This window comes from Nostoc sp. NOS(2021) (genome assembly GCF_017115025.1).
Classification (GTDB): domain Bacteria; phylum Cyanobacteriota; class Cyanobacteriia; order Cyanobacteriales; family Nostocaceae; genus Nostoc.
Genome location: NZ_JABXKM010000289.1, coordinates 1 through 15656, shown reverse-complemented (window position 1 = coordinate 15656; position 15656 = coordinate 1). Strand labels below are relative to the sequence as shown.

Sequence of the window (15656 nt, the reverse complement as noted above, 5' to 3'; positions counted from 1 at the left end):
GAGCAGGGGGAGATGAGGGAGACAAGGCAAACAAGGCAGACAAGGCAGACAAGGCAGACAAGGCAGAGGGAAGAGTAAATGCCTCCTCATCATCTCTGACATATTTTCCAGCAATCGATGAGATTGAGGAGGAGGAACCGTTTGACCCGTTTGCAGATGCGTCAAATTTGTCGGCTTCAAAGCCAGCATTCCAAATCAAACCGATCCTACTGGGTGCAGCCTTGGTGGGAATTGTAGTCTTAGGCGGTGGTGCTTACTTCTTGACTCGCCCTTGTGTGATGTCTGAGTGTAAAGAAATACAAAACGCCGAGCAATTAAAAACAAAATCTCCGCAACTGATGCGCCGCGCCAAGTCTGAAAAAGAATTAGTAGCTGTACAACAGCAACTTGCAGCAGCCAGTGCAGCCCTGAATGTAATTCCTAGTTGGTCGCCCCGTTACCAGGTGTCAGAAGAACTAAAAGCAAGTTTGTCTGGACGGTCAGAAAAAATCAATCAGGTAGTCAAGGCTTTGCAGACGGCATCCTTGGCAGCACAAAAAGTTGCATATAGCCTAGAGGAATTACAAGCTAGGCAACACTTATGGCGACAGGCTATAGCGCCCCTAGAAACTATAAGTTCCAGTAGTGAACTCTATGGACTGGTGCAAGGTAAATTACTTAATTATCGTGTCCATTTGCACGCTGTAAATCAACAGATATTTACTGAGGAAAAATGGCTGAAAAAACTAACAACAGCAAAAGCTGTAGCCAATGCAGCCGAGAACCGGGAAACTACGGCTAAATCTTTGAATGAATGGCAAAAGGTGCAGTCTACTTGGCTGGTGGTAGTTAATGCCTTGAATACCATTCCCCCGACTAGCGCTGAATACCAAGAAGCCCAAAAGCTGTTGATAGATTATAAACCTAAACTAGTCGCAGCACGCGATCGCGCTACTAAAGAACAATTAGCTGTTAAAGCCTACCAACAAGCCCTTAGCACCGCCAAGCAAGCCAAAGTTTATGAGCAACAAAACCAATGGCAAGCAGCGGCGACATACTGGGATCAGGCTTTGCATTCTGCTAAACAGATTTCCCAAGATAGCTTGTACTACACTCAGGCTCAGTCTCTGATTGAACCCTATTCAGTAGCCCTCAAACAAGCACAAGAAAAAATACAAGTTGTTAGTAGTTTGCAACAAACCCGCACCGACCTAGATAAAACCTGTATTAATGGAATTCGGATTTGCACATTTAGCATAGATAACACAAGAATTATTGTCCGTTTAACGCCTGAGTATGACCAAATAAGGCAAAATAACTTGGCTAATCCTTATTCTGAGAACTCGGATACTGCTGTTGATGTTACCAATCATTTGCAAATCTTACGGGAAGCCTTAGCTGTAATTAGTGACAATGCCAACCTCTCCCTTTTCCTCTACGATTCCCAAGGTCACGTAATTTATACGCGGACTTTAGGCGGGTAAAGCCACATTAGATAAACCTCCCAAGCCAATTTTTAAGTCAGATAAGTTTACTTGCCCTATAGGTTTTAACCGAATCGCGTAATTCCCCACGGCTCTAAAGCAAAGGGGGATGTAATGGGGTCAAAAATGATACTAGAATTTTTTCCTTGTAGAGCTAGTTGTATTTTTTAGCCCGTTTATATGCATGATTGGTATCAGATTCTTATTTATGCCAAAAGAAATAAGTTATGACTAAAATGATGTTATAAAAGTCATCAAACCAGACATCATTTGCTAAAACGGTATGGATCAGGAGACGGTTCGCACAACACTGACCCTCCCAAAGGATTTGTTAGAGGCAACGGATAAAGCCGTTCAGGCAGGAAAAGCCAGAAGCCGTAACGAGTTTGTAACACGGGCATTACGGCGTGAACTCGCTGTTCAAAAACGAGCAGAAATTGATGCAGCCTTAGCAGAAATGGCAAATGACCTAGAGTATCAAAGGGAAGTTTTGCAGATGGAGGCAGAATTTGCCCCGACTCAGTGGGAAGCTTTGAAGTTGGAGGAAACTTCAGAATGAGACGGGGTGAAGTCTACGACGCCCGTCTAGAGCCGACTGAGGGATCAGAACAGGGTGGAACTCGTCCAGTCATTATTGTCAGCCGGGATGCGATTAATGCTGCTAGTCCTGTGGTTCTGGCAGTTCCCTGCACAACCTATCGAACAAGTAAGCGGATCTATCCCACACAAGTTTTGATCCAGCAACCCAACGGCGGGTTAACCCATGATTCGCTGGCAATGACAGATCAGATTCGGGTACTCTCAAAATCACGCTTATTGTATTTGCGAGGAAGACTTTCTGAGGAAGCGATCGCCCAACTGAACCATGCACTGTTGATTGCCCTTGATCTGCCAGGGCAAGATGATCAAATACTCTTGAATGTAGATTAATCCCTTCACCTCACCAACTGCGCGGCAGAATTGAAAAATTGACGACACAACCCCTTCGTGACTAAAACTGTTGTCAACAAGTTAGCGAAAGCAACCATGAACATAATCAAAATTTCGTAGGATACAGCATCCAGGGGTTTGACACCAGCTAATAACTGTCCGGTGGTAATTCCTGGGATTGCCACCATCCCGATGAGGATCATTTGATTGAGAGTGGGAATCAATCCGGCTCTGATAGCGTCTTTGCGATACTGGCTAACTGCTTGCTCTGGAGTTGCACCTAAGCTCAAATGGGTTTCTATTTCGAGATGGCTGGAGTTAATGGTGCTGACAAGGCGATCGCCTGCGATCGCAGCTGCATTGGTAGCATTACCTAAGACTATCCCCGCTAGGGGAATCACATACTGTGGTTCATACCATCTCTCTGGTTGAATGATCAAGAAGTTGGTGTAAAGCACTGTCAGGGCGGTACTAATTAAAATTGCACCCCACACCAAAGGCAACACATGAGGAATTTTTTGGCTGATGCGATTTCGTGCGACAATCGCCGTAATTGTCAGCATTATTGCTAATAGCGCCAAAACTGCCCAAGCATTGTCCAAAGCCAAGATGAAATCTAAAATGTATCCCAATACAAGTAGTTGTAAGATGGTTCTCCCAGTAGCAAGGGCTAAGTTAAACTCTAATCCTAATTTTTCCCAGGCAGATAAACCAATGGCGATCGCCATCAATCCCACAGCAATAGCTAAATCCACGAAATCCAGCTTGATCAGATCCTGCATGGGTTTTCTATCTCCTGGTATTTTTTTCCCAAAGCAGCCCACACAAGAGGAACTTTGATCCGATGTGTTGGATCTTGGATGATATATATCACTTTCATCAATTCAAAATGGTACGACCTTAACATGGCAAACACCTAGTATGCCTACTATCTGTAAATTAAATGTGCGGTGGTTTACAGCGCCACAATTTAAGTAAAAACCCTAATAGATGCGTATCTTGGGCGATAGTCTTTTAGTAGCTCCTATTTGATTAAGCAAAAATTGACTGTCGAAGTGCATCCTTTGTATCTCCCGATAAAATGAGAACTCATGATCCAAAGTGTAAATCCCATCCCTGCCTTTGATATTAAGCAGCAATACACCACCATCGAAGCAGAAATAAGTGCAGCCGTCTTAGAGGTTCTGGCTTCTGGCCGTTATATCGGCGGCCCCTTAGTCGAAGGCTTTGAGCAACAGTTTGCCGCTTATAATACTGTTAGTGAATGTGTGGCTTGTAATTCTGGTACTGATGCGCTCTACTTAGCGTTACGAGTCTTGCAAATTGGTGCAGGCGATGAAGTGATTACAACGCCTTTTACCTTTATTGCGACATCTGAAGTGATTAGCGCCGTGGGTGCAAAGCCTGTTTTCGTTGATATTGACGCGACTACGTTTAATTTGGATGTGGAGCAAGTGGCGGCGGCGATTACACCCAAAACTAAAGCGATTATCCCGGTTCACCTATTTGGACAACCGGTGGATATGACATCATTGATGGCGATCGCTCAGTCTCACAATTTGTCAATAATTGAAGATTGCGCTCAGTCTACAGGCGCAATTTGGGCTGATCAAAGAGTCGGAAGCATTGGACATATTGGTTGCTTTAGTTTCTACCCTACCAAAAATCTTGGTGGTTGCGGCGATGGCGGAGCAATAACGACTAACGATCCAGCGATCGCTACTAAACTGCGAATACTACGGGATCATGGCAGTAGAATTAGATATTTACATGAAGAAATCGGTGTCAATAGCCGCTTGGATGCTCTGCAAGCGGCTATTTTGCAGATTAAGCTGCGTTATTTAGATATTTGGAATGATCGCCGCCGAGATATCGCCAACTATTACTACCAGTACCTGTGTCAAGTTCCGGGGATCGTCCCGCCCCAAGAATTACCTGGGGGTATTGGGGTATGGAATCAATACACTATTCGCATATCAGGCGAAGGGCGAAATGGTTCTAGCGCCAAATATCGAGATTGGGTGCGTAGTCAATTGCAAGAACAGGGCGTGAGTTCAATGATTTACTACCCCCACCCTTTACATTTGCAGCCAGTTTATCAAAGTCTGGGCTATCAAATTGGGGACTTGCCAATAGCAGAGCAAGCTTGCCATGAAGTCATATCCTTGCCTATGTTCCCAGAACTGACACAACAGCAGCAAGATCAGGTTATTTATGCCTTGAAGGATTGTTTGGGGTGAGGGGAATAGGGAATAGGGAATTTTAATATTCACCACTCCCCACTCCCCATTAAAAACTAAGCGATCGCGCGGTTGTTTGCAGTCGCCAAGGCTTCTACTAAGCCACGCACAGCGGCAATCATTGCGATTTCGCTATTGAGTTGGTTGATGGCGGAACCAACACCAACACCAGCAGCACCAGCTGCGATCGCTAATGGTGCGGTAACGTTAGAAATGCCTGAAGCACACAATACTGGCACTGACACAACACGGGAAATCTCAAAAGCTGCTGCCAAGGTGGGGGCAGCTTTTTCAATTAATCCTAGAGTTCCGGGGTGAACTGGGTTACTGCTAGTACCGCCTTCGGTTTGGATAATATCTGCTCCAGCTTTCACCAGTTCTTCTGCTAACTGTACTTGTTGATCTAGTTCCAGGATGTGGGGAACGGTGACAGATAGGGTGATTTCCGGGAAGAGAGCGCGGGTTTGCTTAGTCAGCGCTAGCACTTCTAGAGCTTCAAAGCGGCGTCCTTGAGCATAGAAGGAATCGAAATTACCGATTTCAATTAAATCAGCACCAGCTGCCACTGCTTGCACAAATTTATCTGGCTCTACTGCTGAAACACAAATAGGTAAATTTGTCAAACTTTTAGCTAGTTGGACTAAAGCTGGATCGGCGGCAATATCCACAAAAGTAGCACCGCCAAATTCAGCAGCTTTGACAGTAGCAGCGACGCTAGCAGCGTCGAAGTTATTTAAACCGCTAATCACTTTCAGGACGCGGCGGTTAGTAAATGCACGTTGGAGTGTAGAATGCATCGTCATAGTTTGGCTTTTGAAGCTACGAAAATTAGGTATATTCTACCGTCCCTCAGTTGATGAGAGACTAAATCACTATAGTAGTTGCCAAATATTGATAATTTTTTGATAATTTTATCCTTACCGCCACTGATCAAAGTTTTGCCATCTGTTCTGGTATCTATATTATGGAGACAACAGACCTCTCCAGGTGCGATCGCCCCATAAATTACCCTGACTTTTTACGGAATCTGGAAAGGGGAGATTGGTTTTTCTAAGTGAATTTTTCTAATTACTTTCCGCGTTTACGATCAAACTTTATTTCCTACCACTATGACTTCAGATACCAAACCCATTTTTGATACCCTAGCTAATGAAGCGTCTACCATCGACTGGAACCGACTACTGACTGAAATCCTGGCCGCTTTCGACTGCTCTACAGGTACCATCCATACCCTAGATCAGGATAGCCAGTTATTGCACCTAAAGGCTTACCAGGGCATTCCAGAATTCCTGTTGCCTAAAATGACGGTAATTCCCATTGGCAAAGGGATGGCCGGTGTCGCCGCCCAACGCAAGCGACCCGTACAGATTTGCAACCTGCAAACCGACGAATCGGGGGTGGCCAGACCCTCAGCAAAAGAAACGAAGGTAGAAGGCTCCATCACAGTGCCGCTGATGCTGAATGGCCGATTGCATGGTACCTTGGGCATTGCCAAGCCGATTCCCTACGAATTTACTCCCGAAGAAGAAGAGACACTGATGGAGATTGGAGAGGCCATTAGCCGGAAAATCGTCAGTTAACAGGAGTAGCTAAACGGGTGTCTGGCTTATTTGTTAAGTCAAGAACGCCATCGCGCAGCGTCTGGTAGAGACGAATCGTAGAGTGTGCGTAAGTCCTATGTTAATCACTTTCCGTAGTAAACCCTGGCATTAGCGTATCCTTTATTTCGCAGATATTTATTCCATTCCTCAGCTTGGAATCGATCAGGGAAAGGCCCTACTGCTACGTGTGGCCCTCGTGGTTGCGTCCTTTCGAGGACTGCGCCAGATCGTCCTAAATCTTGGCTAAATCGGGCTATATCCTGCCTAATTTGGGCTGCGATCGCAGGTAACTGTTCTGAAGTGGTGGGAATGGCGACATAATATTTAGAGACTCGCCTAGTAGCACTTATATTACTGCGATCGCCTACAAAACTTGTATTGCCTGCACCTATTTCTTGTCCGTTAGCAAAGCTGATAATCCGGGCGCTATAGATACCTCGTGACTGTAGCTCACTGACCCGTTGTTGGGCGTTAGATACTCTGTTAAAAACTCCTGACTGAATTATATTCCGTCCTTGATACTGGCGAATGTAAGCACTGGGTTCAATTTGACGTATTTTTTGTAGCGTCTGCAAATCACTACCATCAACGTAAACTAAGTAGCGCTCAAAGTTCTGGTTATATTGACTAAACTGTGCAGGTTGAGAGGGCTGAAAGTTCTGCTCTAATTGATTGTTTTGTACTGGTTGGGAGGGTTGAAAATTCTGCTCAGATTGATTGTCCTGTAATGGTTGGGAGGGCTGAAAATTCAGTTCAGATTGATTGTCCTGTACTGTTTGTACTGGTTGTAACTGCGGTGATGGCTGTTGACCAAAGGGAATTATTGGCGGTGGCGGTAAAATTTCACCTGCTTCTTGAGCCAGTAGCACATTGCTGTGGATTTGTGCTTGGGCTGGGGTAGAGTCGGGAATCAGCACTAACCATCCTCCCACTAACAAGAGGAGAAGTTTGATAGTGGGCTTCCAACCCTCAGAACTTCGGCGCAGCATCTGAAATGGCATAAATTGACTTGGTATTCCTCTCAACATTTTAGTTAGAAAGTAATCAAAATATTTTTAGGCAATTTCCGTCAGGAACTAATTAGTTCACCGTTTTAGCAACTATAGCGCTTCTCGTTTCTATGCAATACACTCTGTGACCTCGCTTCCATTTCTCCTAAAAGGAGAGAGGAATGGAATCTTATCCCTCTTCTGTATGAAGATGCGCCAAACCATATTAGGACTTAAGTACAAGAAAGAAAAACGAACCACATTCGCGTAGCGTCTCGTAGAGAAGGACACAAAGAAATAAAGAAATAAGAAGTTAAAAAGGTTTGGCGCAGCCTCACAAAGAAATGGTATTACTCCCCTTCTTTTGTAGGGAAGGGGTTGGGGGTTAGGTCTCAATTGGACTCAACTGAGAAGCGCTACATATAGCGTTAACGTAAAATTAGCTCATCTGCGTGGCAAAAAATACATCTGTAACTAATCTTAGATAAGGGTGATGGGGGAGTGAACAGCGATGTCTACGACGGGCTGTTCGGTGACTTTAAAACGGAAGTGCTTTGGTAGCAAGGCTTTGAAAGAGTATGTGCTACAATTGGACAACCACGCAGCTATCGTGTCGTGCTTTGTATGAAAAAAGTCGTCGTTGGTCTTTCTGGTGGCGTTGACAGTTCCACCGCCGCAGCTATCCTGCACCATCAGGGCTATGAAGTGATTGGTTTGACTCTTTGGCTAATGAAAGGCAAAGGTCAATGTTGCTCTGAAGGTATGATCGACGCGGCTGATCTCTGTGAACAACTGGGCGTTCCCCATCAGATTGTAGATATTCGGGATCTCTTTCAGACGCATATTGTCGATTATCTGGTGACAGGTTACAGTGCTGGGATCACGCCTTTGCCTTGCTCACAGTGCAATAAAACGGTGAAGTTTGGGCCAATGGTGCAATATGCCCATGAAGAATTGGGATGCGATCGCATTGCCACTGGTCATTATGCCCGAATTAGCTATGACGAAGCAACTGGACGTTACCAATTATTAAGGGCTGTTGACCGCAACAAAGACCAGTCATACTTTCTCTATGATTTGTCTCAAGATTTACTTGCAGCAACGATATTTCCTCTGGGCGAACTAGAAAAAACTGATACGCGCCGGATTGCGACTGAATACGGACTGAAAACTGCTGATAAGCCAGAAAGTCAAGACTTATGCTTAGTGGAAAGTAATGGTTCTATGCGGGCATTTTTGGATAAATATTTAGCTCCCAAAACAGGCGATATTGTCGATGTCACAGGCAAAGTTTTGGGACAGCATGATGGTGTCCATCACTACACCATTGGCCAGCGCAAAGGCTTGGGGATTGCTGCTGCCGAACCGTTGTATGTGATTGAATTAGATGCGGAAAATAATAAAGTAGTAGTAGGCGATCGCACTAAGGTAACTCAGCCGGAATGCACTATAAATCGGGTAAATTGGGTTTCCATTGCTGAACCATCCACCCCAATTCATGCCCAAGTGCAAATTCGCTATCGTTCAACGGCTACACCAGTGACGGTGATTCCTTTGGAAAACTCCCGTGTGCGTTTGGTGTTTGATGAACCGCAAATCAGCATCACTCCCGGACAAGCTGCGGTGTGGTACGACGGCGAGAAAGTGTTAGGTGGCGGAATTATTGAACAGTTTAGTTGAACCTAACCCCAGTTTTGGTAGAAGCTAAAATTGCTCCTCCTGTGAACTTCAGATAGGCAAAAGCTGCCCTGAGTTTTGGAGGAGTATTTTTGTGTTTAAATTGAATAATAATGCCATAAAAAGAGCTAATCACTGATCCTTTTCAGGTCTTACTGTTTACAGTTTGCTATACATAGCATTGCTCATACAAGAATTTTATGGGGGTTTACGGTGTTTGGTGGTTTTTCAAGGTTGAAGAGTCTGATTGGACTGAGATTAAGTCTGAGTTTGATAGAGCAGCAGTGGGAGTAGGAATTCTACCTAAAGTTCAACCGTTTATTTTGCGCCCCGTGGCATTGCCTGTCACGCCAAAATATGCTGAAGCAGTTGTCGCGGGTGTGCTGGCTGGTGCGGAACTAGGTGAGCGGCTTTTTCATCGCCCGTTTCACGAACTGGCATTCAAAATTCTGATAGAGAAACCTGACTGGGAGTCCGATGAGCGCCTAGTTGAATTAGCTTTACAATCACGAGTCTTGCCCACTGTCGTGCTGATGACGGGCATAGATCACAAACGGTTTGCTCAACTGCCCGGTTATTTGGGAAATATGCTGCTCCATCCGCAAGAGGTGGCTAGTGCTTTAGAATTAGTCTCGCACACGCTAGATGTTGACTGGCAAAGCTATTCTACTAAAGCGAAGTGTACTTTAGACTACGGTGGTCCCCCTGGCTCAGACTTCGACCGTGATGCTGACGCAGATGTAGCTAAAATCTTACACATGCTCCCCAATGCTTTGCAGCAAGTCAAGAATGATGGGGCTGGTCTGCTGGTCTTAAGTTCGTGGGGTTTTCCAGATACAGATACTCCTCAAAACTCTGATCCGGTAGCAGAGTCGGATCACATTGAATTTTTTTAATTAGGTTAAGTTGCTGCTGCTGCCATCGCTCTCTAACTTTAGTCTAATTTCCAATAACGTTATATCTACTCGACATTATCTTGAAACCGTATTCAGTGGGATTACGGGTATTTCCCCAAAATTTGTTCATGCTTGTACTTTCAAGAGTTTTTACTGAAGGTTGAAGCATTTATTTTTTCATTTACCCTACAACAAGCATTCATTGAATAAGTTAAATGAGCAAGAATTGACAAAGAGAAATATTGTTCAATTGTTAACACAGTTGATTAACGCATATCAAAATATTCGCACCGAACGACAAGAAATTGCTATTCAGTTTCCACCAAAAGATGAAGAAGTTTCACTTTTAGAAGAACTTGAACTTTTTACAGTAAATCTCAGAGGTTATGCAAGTCAAATTCAAAGCACAGGTCAAATTGTCAATCAAGCCCAGACAATTGAGCAATTACAAGCCATGCAAGTTTTAAATATACCTCAGATTGGGAGTTTTTATTTTGGCACTAATGGCAATTATGAACAGATAAAGAGTTATATTAGAACGTTAGATTATTTGCGGTTACTACTGTTGGAATATTTGCAGTTTCAGAGTGACTAAAATCATTACTTATTAACCTTGGTTTGACCCTTTATGCTTGGCGATTCTTTCCCGCACAACTTGACGGATGTCTTCCCAATCGTCAGGAGTCATCTCAGTTGCATTCCCAGAATTTAGACCTTCTAAAAGCATCGCTTCCAAACGTTCAGACACTTAATACCCCTTCAAACTCTTCCAAAGCTTGTACTGTTCCTACTTGCCAAGCCCATTGTACTGTAGTGGGAATAATTTGATTTAGAAGGATATTTGGAAAGTTAGGACTGTTATCTGATTCGATGTAATGTCCATTGCTGAGTAAATAAATCCTCAGCTTTTTACTATTGTAAATCCATAGTTCTGGAACAGCGATCGCTTCATAAGCATCAAGAGTTGTTTTTGATGTTACATCTGTTTCAATTGCCAAATCAGGAGGCGGATCATCTGGTTCAAGTCTGCGACGGCTAATCATTCTTTGGTAATTCTGGATGTAGAAGCAAGCATCCGGTTCTACCCCTGCTGTATTTTCACGCTTGAATGTGGTTGAACCAAAAGCTTCGTACCTTCTCCCTATCTTCTTAAGCAAGATTTTGACAATATCTGAGATTAAGTCTTTTGACTTTTCGTGTTCGGGTAGAGGAACCATAATTTCTAACGTAGACTTGCTATAAGCAACTCGTAGCGATCGCTTTTCTCCCAGTTCCTGCAAGATAGACTCAAATTCTTCCCAACTGACATCTTGAATAGACACTGTACTACCAGGTTCTAGCCGCATCTGGCTAACAGGTTTAAAAACAGGTGATACAGCAGTCATAAGCAATTCCAAATCAGGGAACTCTTCAACTATTAAAGCGTAGATTAACTTTAACCTAACCTAAAAAGTAGAGTAAATTTTTAGAATACTTAAGTCCCAGCCCCAATTCCAAGCCCCCCATATCCCTAAACTCTTTATCTCTACGTACCAGTATTTGATAAGTTAGTACATAATCTGAAACAATAACAGTTAATACAAAGAGGGGATTACCTTGAGTCACAATCCAGATGCCATAGCCCCCCACGGTGAACAGTTGGTTAACCGTATCGCCACACCAGAACAAAGAGCAGAGTTTCTCTCAAAAGCTGACTTTTTGCCGCGAGTGCAACTTGACGATCGCGCCGTTTCTGATGTAGAAATGATTGCGATCGGTGCTTTTAGCCCACTCACGGGTTTTATGAACCAGGAAGACTACGATCGCACTGTTACAGAAATGCGACTAGCTAACGGTCTTGTGTGGTCAATACCGATTACACTATCGGTCAGCGAAGAAGTAGCTTCCCCCTTGCAGTCAGGCGGCTTAATCCGTCTGGATAACTCCAGAGGTGAATTTATTGGAGTTTTGCAACTGACGCAAAAATATCACTACGACAAAATCCGCGAAGCAATAAAGGTTTACCGCACTGAGGATGTCAATCATCCCGGCGTGCAGGTACTCTATAACCAAGGTAATGTACATCTGGCGGGTGATATTTGGCTGTTACGACGCCAACCTCATCCCCAGTTTCCCACCTACCAAATTGATCCCCTTGCCTCACGGCAACTATTTAGAGACAAGGGTTGGAAAACTATCGTCGGCTTTCAAACTCGCAACCCCATCCACCGCGCCCATGAATATATTCAAAAGTGCGCTTTAGAAATCGTTGATGGTCTATTTTTGCATCCATTAGTTGGAGCCACAAAAGAAGATGATATTGCCGCCGACGTGCGGATGCGCTGCTATGAAATTTTGCTGGAACACTACTACCCCTTAGACCGGGTAACTTTGGCAATAAATCCAGCCGCAATGCGCTATGCTGGGCCTCGTGAGGCTATATTCCATGCTTTAGTCCGCAAAAACTACGGCTGTACTCACTTTATCGTCGGACGGGATCATGCTGGCGTTGGTGACTATTACGGCACTTATGATGCTCAGTACATCTTTGACGAATTTGAGCCAAGTGAATTGGGCATTGTGCCGATGAAATTTGAACACGCTTTTTACTGCACGCGCACTAAGCAAATGGCAACATCCAAAACCAGTCCCAGCAAGCCAGAAGAACGCATTCACCTATCGGGGACAAAAGTTAGAGAAATGCTGCGGCGCGGTGAATTACCTCCACCAGAATTTTCCCGTCCAGAGGTGGCGGCAGAGTTAGCGCGGGCAATGCGGATACAAGTACCGGCATAATTCGTAATTCGTAATTCGTAATTCGTAATTAAGATTCCACTGATGAATTCGCTTTCCTTGAGTCAGGAATGTGTTTTTATCTTTTTACTAACTCAAGTTAGTGACTCTGTTACCAGAAATTATGAATTATGAATTAACAATTATTTGGTCAAGAAGCAAGCAGCATAAACTGTAACTTTACAATACAGAGTTCAGCCCTGTAAGCTGCTATCTGGTAGCTGAGAGCTGATAGCTAATTATGAAACGGCGTAGGTTTTTACACAGAATTGGCTCAATACTCGCGGTATTGGGGGTAACTGAAGCTGACTGGTTGACTTTGGGAAATCGCTATTATCAAGCTTTGGCACAACCCAGTCAGCGCAAGTTGGCATTGTTAATAGGTATTAACCAATACCCGAAAATCCCAGCCCTCAGTGGTTGTCTGACGGATGTTGAATTACAAAGAGAACTTTTGATTCATCGCTTTGGCTTCCAAGGGTCAGATATCTTGACCTTAACTGAAGAACAAGCTAGCAGGGAATTCATTGACGCGGCTTTTTTGGATCACTTGAGTAAGCAAGCTAAACCTGGTGATGTAGTTGTCTTCCACTTTAGCGGCTATGGCAGTCGTGTAAATTTGGAAACATCGCCAGATACAATGCAAAATGCTCTGGTGCCAGCTAATGGAAGTAAAGGTTCACAAAATGAGAAAATAGTCAACTATATATTAGAAGAAACTCTACTGCTATTATTGCGATCGCTCCCCACAGACCGAGTAACAGCAATATTAGATACTAGCTATTATGCCCCTAGCACAGTCTTAGGATTAAAAAGTCGTGCCCTTCAGGAGTCAGTAGAGGCAAAGCTAGCAGCAGATGAACTCGACTTGCTCAAACAACTTAAAACTCAAAACTTACCCAGCACTCCTGTTGTTTTAGCCGCTACCTCAAATCCAAAGCAGTCGGCGAGAGAAGGACTCTTTTCTGGTTTTAGTGCCGGGTTATTTACCTACGCCTTGACGCAGTATTTGTGGGAATTCACCCCAGCCACCACAATTCAAGTCGCCCTCTCTCATGTGGAAAATTCTCTATCCAAATTGGGTAGCAAACAGCAACCAGCGTTATTAAGTAGTCAGAAAAATCAACATATAACGTCTATACTACCAGCACCGGATTTGGAAAACCTCTCCCCTAAAAGGGGAGAGGCTTTGAGTTCTACCCCTTCCCTAGTAGGGAAGGGGTCTGGGGGGTTAGGTTTTCCTGATGACCTGAAAAGTCAGCTAGTACCAGAGAGTATCATTGGTGCAGAAGGCGCGGTGACAGCTATTGAAGAAGACGGCAAAACAGTCCATCTGTGGTTGGCAGGATTACCTCCACAAGTGCTGCTATACTACGGAGTGAATTCTCGATTCACCCTAGCAACAACAGAGCAATTAGTATTGCGATCGCGGACTGGGTTAACAGCAAAAGCGCAAATTTCCAAAATTGAAGGTGCAACTCCTCTACAAGTCGGCCAACTCCTCCAAGAAGCAGTCCGGGTTTTACCCCGAAATATTAATTTAACAATTGCTCTGGATACTAGATTGGAAAGAATTGAGCGGGTAGATGCCACAAGTGCCTTTGCCGCATTTTCCCATGTGTCCACTGTAGTAGCAGGAGAAAAACCAGCTGATTATCTCTTTGCCAAGCTACAGCAAACACCTAGTCATTATGGTCTATTTTCTCTTGGTGGCGAACTAATTCCCAATACCACTGGGGAAGTAGGAGAAGCAGTAAAATTAACGGTGCAAAGGTTAGCGCCGAAATTATCAACCTTGCTAGCAGCCAAGTTATGGCGACTTACACAAAATGAAGGTTCTTCCCGCTTGGGAGTCAAGGCAACCTTAGAAATAATTAGTGACATATCGCCTCGCGTCGTCATGCAGCGCGAAACGATACGAACTTTCAAAACTGAAACTTCGATTAAAAAATCAGTACAGACGCGATTAATCGCGTCTGTGCCCACTCCGATTATGCCTATGGGTAGTCGAATGCAATATCGAGTGGAAAACCAGAGCGATCGCCCAGTATATTTAATCTTGCTGGGATTAAACAATAATCATACAGCAATTGCCTTCTACTCTTGGGAAACCCCCCAAGAAGCAAACACTGCGGACACCAAGCCCCTCCTCAAAGAAGTCGTCATCGCTCCAGGTGAAACCCTCACCTTACCCCAAACTAACGCTGCTTCTGCATGGGTGATTTCAGGGCCAGCTTTCTTTTGCGAACAACAACTAATTCTTAGTACTGCCCCCTTTAGCGGAACTCTCGCCGCCTTGAACACTGCTAAGTATTCCACAGCCGAACAAGAGCCGATTGGCCCATTGTTGAATTCCTTAGACGTTGCACAAGCCTTGCTACAAGACTTGCATAACGCCAGCGCCCTCAAAACGGAGATGAACGGCACAGCAGCCGACTCATATATCTTGGATGTGAATAATTGGACAAGTTTTAGCTTTAGTTTTCAAGTAATGTAAACACATAAACCACGAAATATCTCAATTAAATTCAGTCGCTAGTAAGAGCAGACACAGCACAATATTTTTTACATTCGCGTCTCTAGTTAGCTATATTGTTGTATATGCCATAAAGAAAAAATATCTATAGGACGAAGTAGTTTTCTTCCAACTAATTCCTGCCACATCAAATAAGTCGTAATAGCTCCGTTTTGACTCATAAGTTAGATCATATTCACTCATCTAATTTATATTCGAGTTCGCCAAGTTCCCAACATTACGAGAGTTTGCAGCCAAATCAAGACTTCTTCTCGCTGTTGAGCAGTTAAGTAGTTTTTCCTACCCTTGTGGTTCAGGCGTAGCCCCGAAATTCCATATTCCTCGACAGCTAGTGCTTCCAGCTTGTTATCGAACCAAGTGACACATCTAAAATTGTTTGAATTTCCTCATACTTGTAGCCTTGATAAACCAGTTTGACTGCCAACGCTTTCCTCACCTCACCCGCATCTGGGCGATAATCTATAAATTTTTGTAGTTCTGCGTTAGCGAAGCTCACCCAGGACTTACGCAAAAAGGCAGTGAAAGCCTTGATTTACCGTAGGGGCAATTCAT

15 protein-coding genes and 1 pseudogene are annotated in these 15656 nt (G+C 44.1%); 10 read left to right on the top strand and 6 right to left on the bottom strand.

Annotated features, from left to right (window positions below; all coding sequences use genetic code 11):
• From HWQ41_RS28420 to HWQ41_RS28410, 3 genes are all read left to right on the top strand, one after another.
• Positions 1 to 1463 (top strand): hypothetical protein (locus HWQ41_RS28420; RefSeq protein WP_292770538.1); only part of this gene is annotated, 1463 nt, incomplete at its 5' end.
• A 283-nt stretch (positions 1464 to 1746) separates the two neighbouring features.
• Entirely contained in the window at positions 1747 to 2022 is a 276-nt protein-coding gene (locus tag HWQ41_RS28415; protein WP_292770536.1) for a ribbon-helix-helix domain-containing protein, read from the top strand.
• Complete coding sequence (locus tag HWQ41_RS28410) at positions 2019 to 2393, top strand: type II toxin-antitoxin system PemK/MazF family toxin (RefSeq protein ID WP_292770534.1); 375 nt, start codon at positions 2019 to 2021, stop codon at positions 2391 to 2393. The genes HWQ41_RS28415 and HWQ41_RS28410 overlap by 4 nt, the downstream gene beginning before the upstream one ends.
• Positions 2394 to 2398: 5 nt before the next feature.
• Here the strand turns inward: HWQ41_RS28410 and fetB are convergent, their stop codons facing one another.
• Positions 2399 to 3175 (bottom strand): iron export ABC transporter permease subunit FetB, encoded by a 777-nt coding sequence (fetB, locus tag HWQ41_RS28405; RefSeq protein WP_292770532.1) that lies wholly within the window; start codon positions 3173 to 3175, stop codon positions 2399 to 2401.
• 309 nt (positions 3176 to 3484) lie between these two features.
• Between fetB and HWQ41_RS28400 the strand changes: the two genes are divergently transcribed.
• Entirely contained in the window at positions 3485 to 4633 is a 1149-nt protein-coding gene (locus HWQ41_RS28400; protein ID WP_292770530.1) for a DegT/DnrJ/EryC1/StrS aminotransferase family protein, read from the top strand.
• Positions 4634 to 4689: 56 nt separating this feature from the next.
• Here the strand turns inward: HWQ41_RS28400 and HWQ41_RS28395 are convergent, their stop codons facing one another.
• On the bottom strand, positions 4690 to 5436 hold the full coding sequence (locus HWQ41_RS28395; RefSeq protein ID WP_292770528.1) for a DUF561 domain-containing protein: 747 nt from the start codon (positions 5434 to 5436) through the stop codon (positions 4690 to 4692).
• Positions 5437 to 5742: 306 nt separating this feature from the next.
• Between HWQ41_RS28395 and HWQ41_RS28390 the strand changes: the two genes are divergently transcribed.
• Positions 5743 to 6213: a GAF domain-containing protein gene (locus tag HWQ41_RS28390; protein WP_292770526.1), complete on the top strand. Its 471-nt coding sequence runs from the start codon at positions 5743 to 5745 to the stop codon at positions 6211 to 6213.
• Between the two features lie 104 nt (positions 6214 to 6317).
• On the opposite strand, the gene HWQ41_RS28385 is transcribed toward HWQ41_RS28390, so the two are convergent.
• Entirely contained in the window at positions 6318 to 7235 is a 918-nt protein-coding gene (locus tag HWQ41_RS28385) for a hypothetical protein (RefSeq protein ID WP_292770524.1), read from the bottom strand.
• 612 nt (positions 7236 to 7847) lie between these two features.
• Here HWQ41_RS28385 and mnmA point away from each other — a divergent pair.
• The 3 genes from mnmA to HWQ41_RS28370 all read left to right on the top strand — a co-directional run bounded on the left by mnmA (position 7848) and on the right by HWQ41_RS28370 (position 10391).
• On the top strand, positions 7848 to 8903 hold the full coding sequence (mnmA, locus tag HWQ41_RS28380; RefSeq protein ID WP_292770522.1) for a tRNA 2-thiouridine(34) synthase MnmA: 1056 nt from the start codon (positions 7848 to 7850) through the stop codon (positions 8901 to 8903).
• Between the two features lie 197 nt (positions 8904 to 9100).
• On the top strand, positions 9101 to 9796 hold the full coding sequence (locus HWQ41_RS28375) for a hypothetical protein (protein WP_292770520.1): 696 nt from the start codon (positions 9101 to 9103) through the stop codon (positions 9794 to 9796).
• A 226-nt stretch (positions 9797 to 10022) separates the two neighbouring features.
• Positions 10023 to 10391, top strand: a complete 369-nt coding sequence (locus tag HWQ41_RS28370) for a hypothetical protein (protein WP_292770518.1) — start codon at positions 10023 to 10025, stop codon at positions 10389 to 10391.
• A 12-nt stretch (positions 10392 to 10403) separates the two neighbouring features.
• Here the strand turns inward: HWQ41_RS28370 and HWQ41_RS28365 are convergent, their stop codons facing one another.
• Both HWQ41_RS28365 and HWQ41_RS28360 read right to left on the bottom strand, forming a co-directional pair.
• Entirely contained in the window at positions 10404 to 10544 is a 141-nt protein-coding gene (locus HWQ41_RS28365; RefSeq protein WP_292770516.1) for a hypothetical protein, read from the bottom strand.
• Complete coding sequence (locus HWQ41_RS28360; protein WP_292770514.1) at positions 10537 to 11181, bottom strand: Uma2 family endonuclease; 645 nt, start codon at positions 11179 to 11181, stop codon at positions 10537 to 10539. Before HWQ41_RS28360 ends, HWQ41_RS28365 begins: the two co-directional genes overlap by 8 nt.
• Before the next feature lie 211 nt (positions 11182 to 11392).
• Between HWQ41_RS28360 and sat the strand changes: the two genes are divergently transcribed.
• Together sat and HWQ41_RS28350 are read left to right on the top strand one after the other, a co-directional pair.
• On the top strand, positions 11393 to 12571 hold the full coding sequence (gene sat / locus HWQ41_RS28355) for a sulfate adenylyltransferase (RefSeq protein WP_292770512.1): 1179 nt from the start codon (positions 11393 to 11395) through the stop codon (positions 12569 to 12571).
• Between the two features lie 238 nt (positions 12572 to 12809).
• Positions 12810 to 15065, top strand: a complete 2256-nt coding sequence (locus HWQ41_RS28350) for a caspase family protein (protein ID WP_292770510.1) — start codon at positions 12810 to 12812, stop codon at positions 15063 to 15065.
• Between the two features lie 135 nt (positions 15066 to 15200).
• On the opposite strand, the pseudogene HWQ41_RS28345 reads toward HWQ41_RS28350, so the two are convergent.
• A pseudogene (locus HWQ41_RS28345) lies at positions 15201 to 15591 on the bottom strand (helix-turn-helix domain-containing protein); the annotation flags it as partial.
• Between the last annotated feature and the right edge of the window lie 65 nt (positions 15592 to 15656).

What these genes read in the sequence shown, in the direction of transcription:
- HWQ41_RS28415 (WP_292770536.1), top strand. Translation starts at nt 1,747, where the DNA reads ATGGATCAGGAGACGGTTCGCACAACACTGACCCTCCCAAAGGATTTG.
- HWQ41_RS28410 (WP_292770534.1), top strand. Translation starts at nt 2,019, where the DNA reads ATGAGACGGGGTGAAGTCTACGACGCCCGTCTAGAGCCGACTGAGGGA.
- fetB (WP_292770532.1), bottom strand. Translation starts at nt 3,175, where the DNA reads ATGCAGGATCTGATCAAGCTGGATTTCGTGGATTTAGCTATTGCTGTG.
- HWQ41_RS28400 (WP_292770530.1), top strand. Translation starts at nt 3,485, where the DNA reads ATGATCCAAAGTGTAAATCCCATCCCTGCCTTTGATATTAAGCAGCAA.
- HWQ41_RS28395 (WP_292770528.1), bottom strand. Translation starts at nt 5,436, where the DNA reads ATGACGATGCATTCTACACTCCAACGTGCATTTACTAACCGCCGCGTC.
- HWQ41_RS28390 (WP_292770526.1), top strand. Translation starts at nt 5,743, where the DNA reads ATGACTTCAGATACCAAACCCATTTTTGATACCCTAGCTAATGAAGCG.
- HWQ41_RS28385 (WP_292770524.1), bottom strand. Translation starts at nt 7,235, where the DNA reads ATGCCATTTCAGATGCTGCGCCGAAGTTCTGAGGGTTGGAAGCCCACT.
- mnmA (WP_292770522.1), top strand. Translation starts at nt 7,848, where the DNA reads ATGAAAAAAGTCGTCGTTGGTCTTTCTGGTGGCGTTGACAGTTCCACC.
- HWQ41_RS28375 (WP_292770520.1), top strand. Translation starts at nt 9,101, where the DNA reads ATGGGGGTTTACGGTGTTTGGTGGTTTTTCAAGGTTGAAGAGTCTGAT.
- HWQ41_RS28360 (WP_292770514.1), bottom strand. Translation starts at nt 11,181, where the DNA reads ATGACTGCTGTATCACCTGTTTTTAAACCTGTTAGCCAGATGCGGCTA.
- HWQ41_RS28350 (WP_292770510.1), top strand. Translation starts at nt 12,810, where the DNA reads ATGAAACGGCGTAGGTTTTTACACAGAATTGGCTCAATACTCGCGGTA.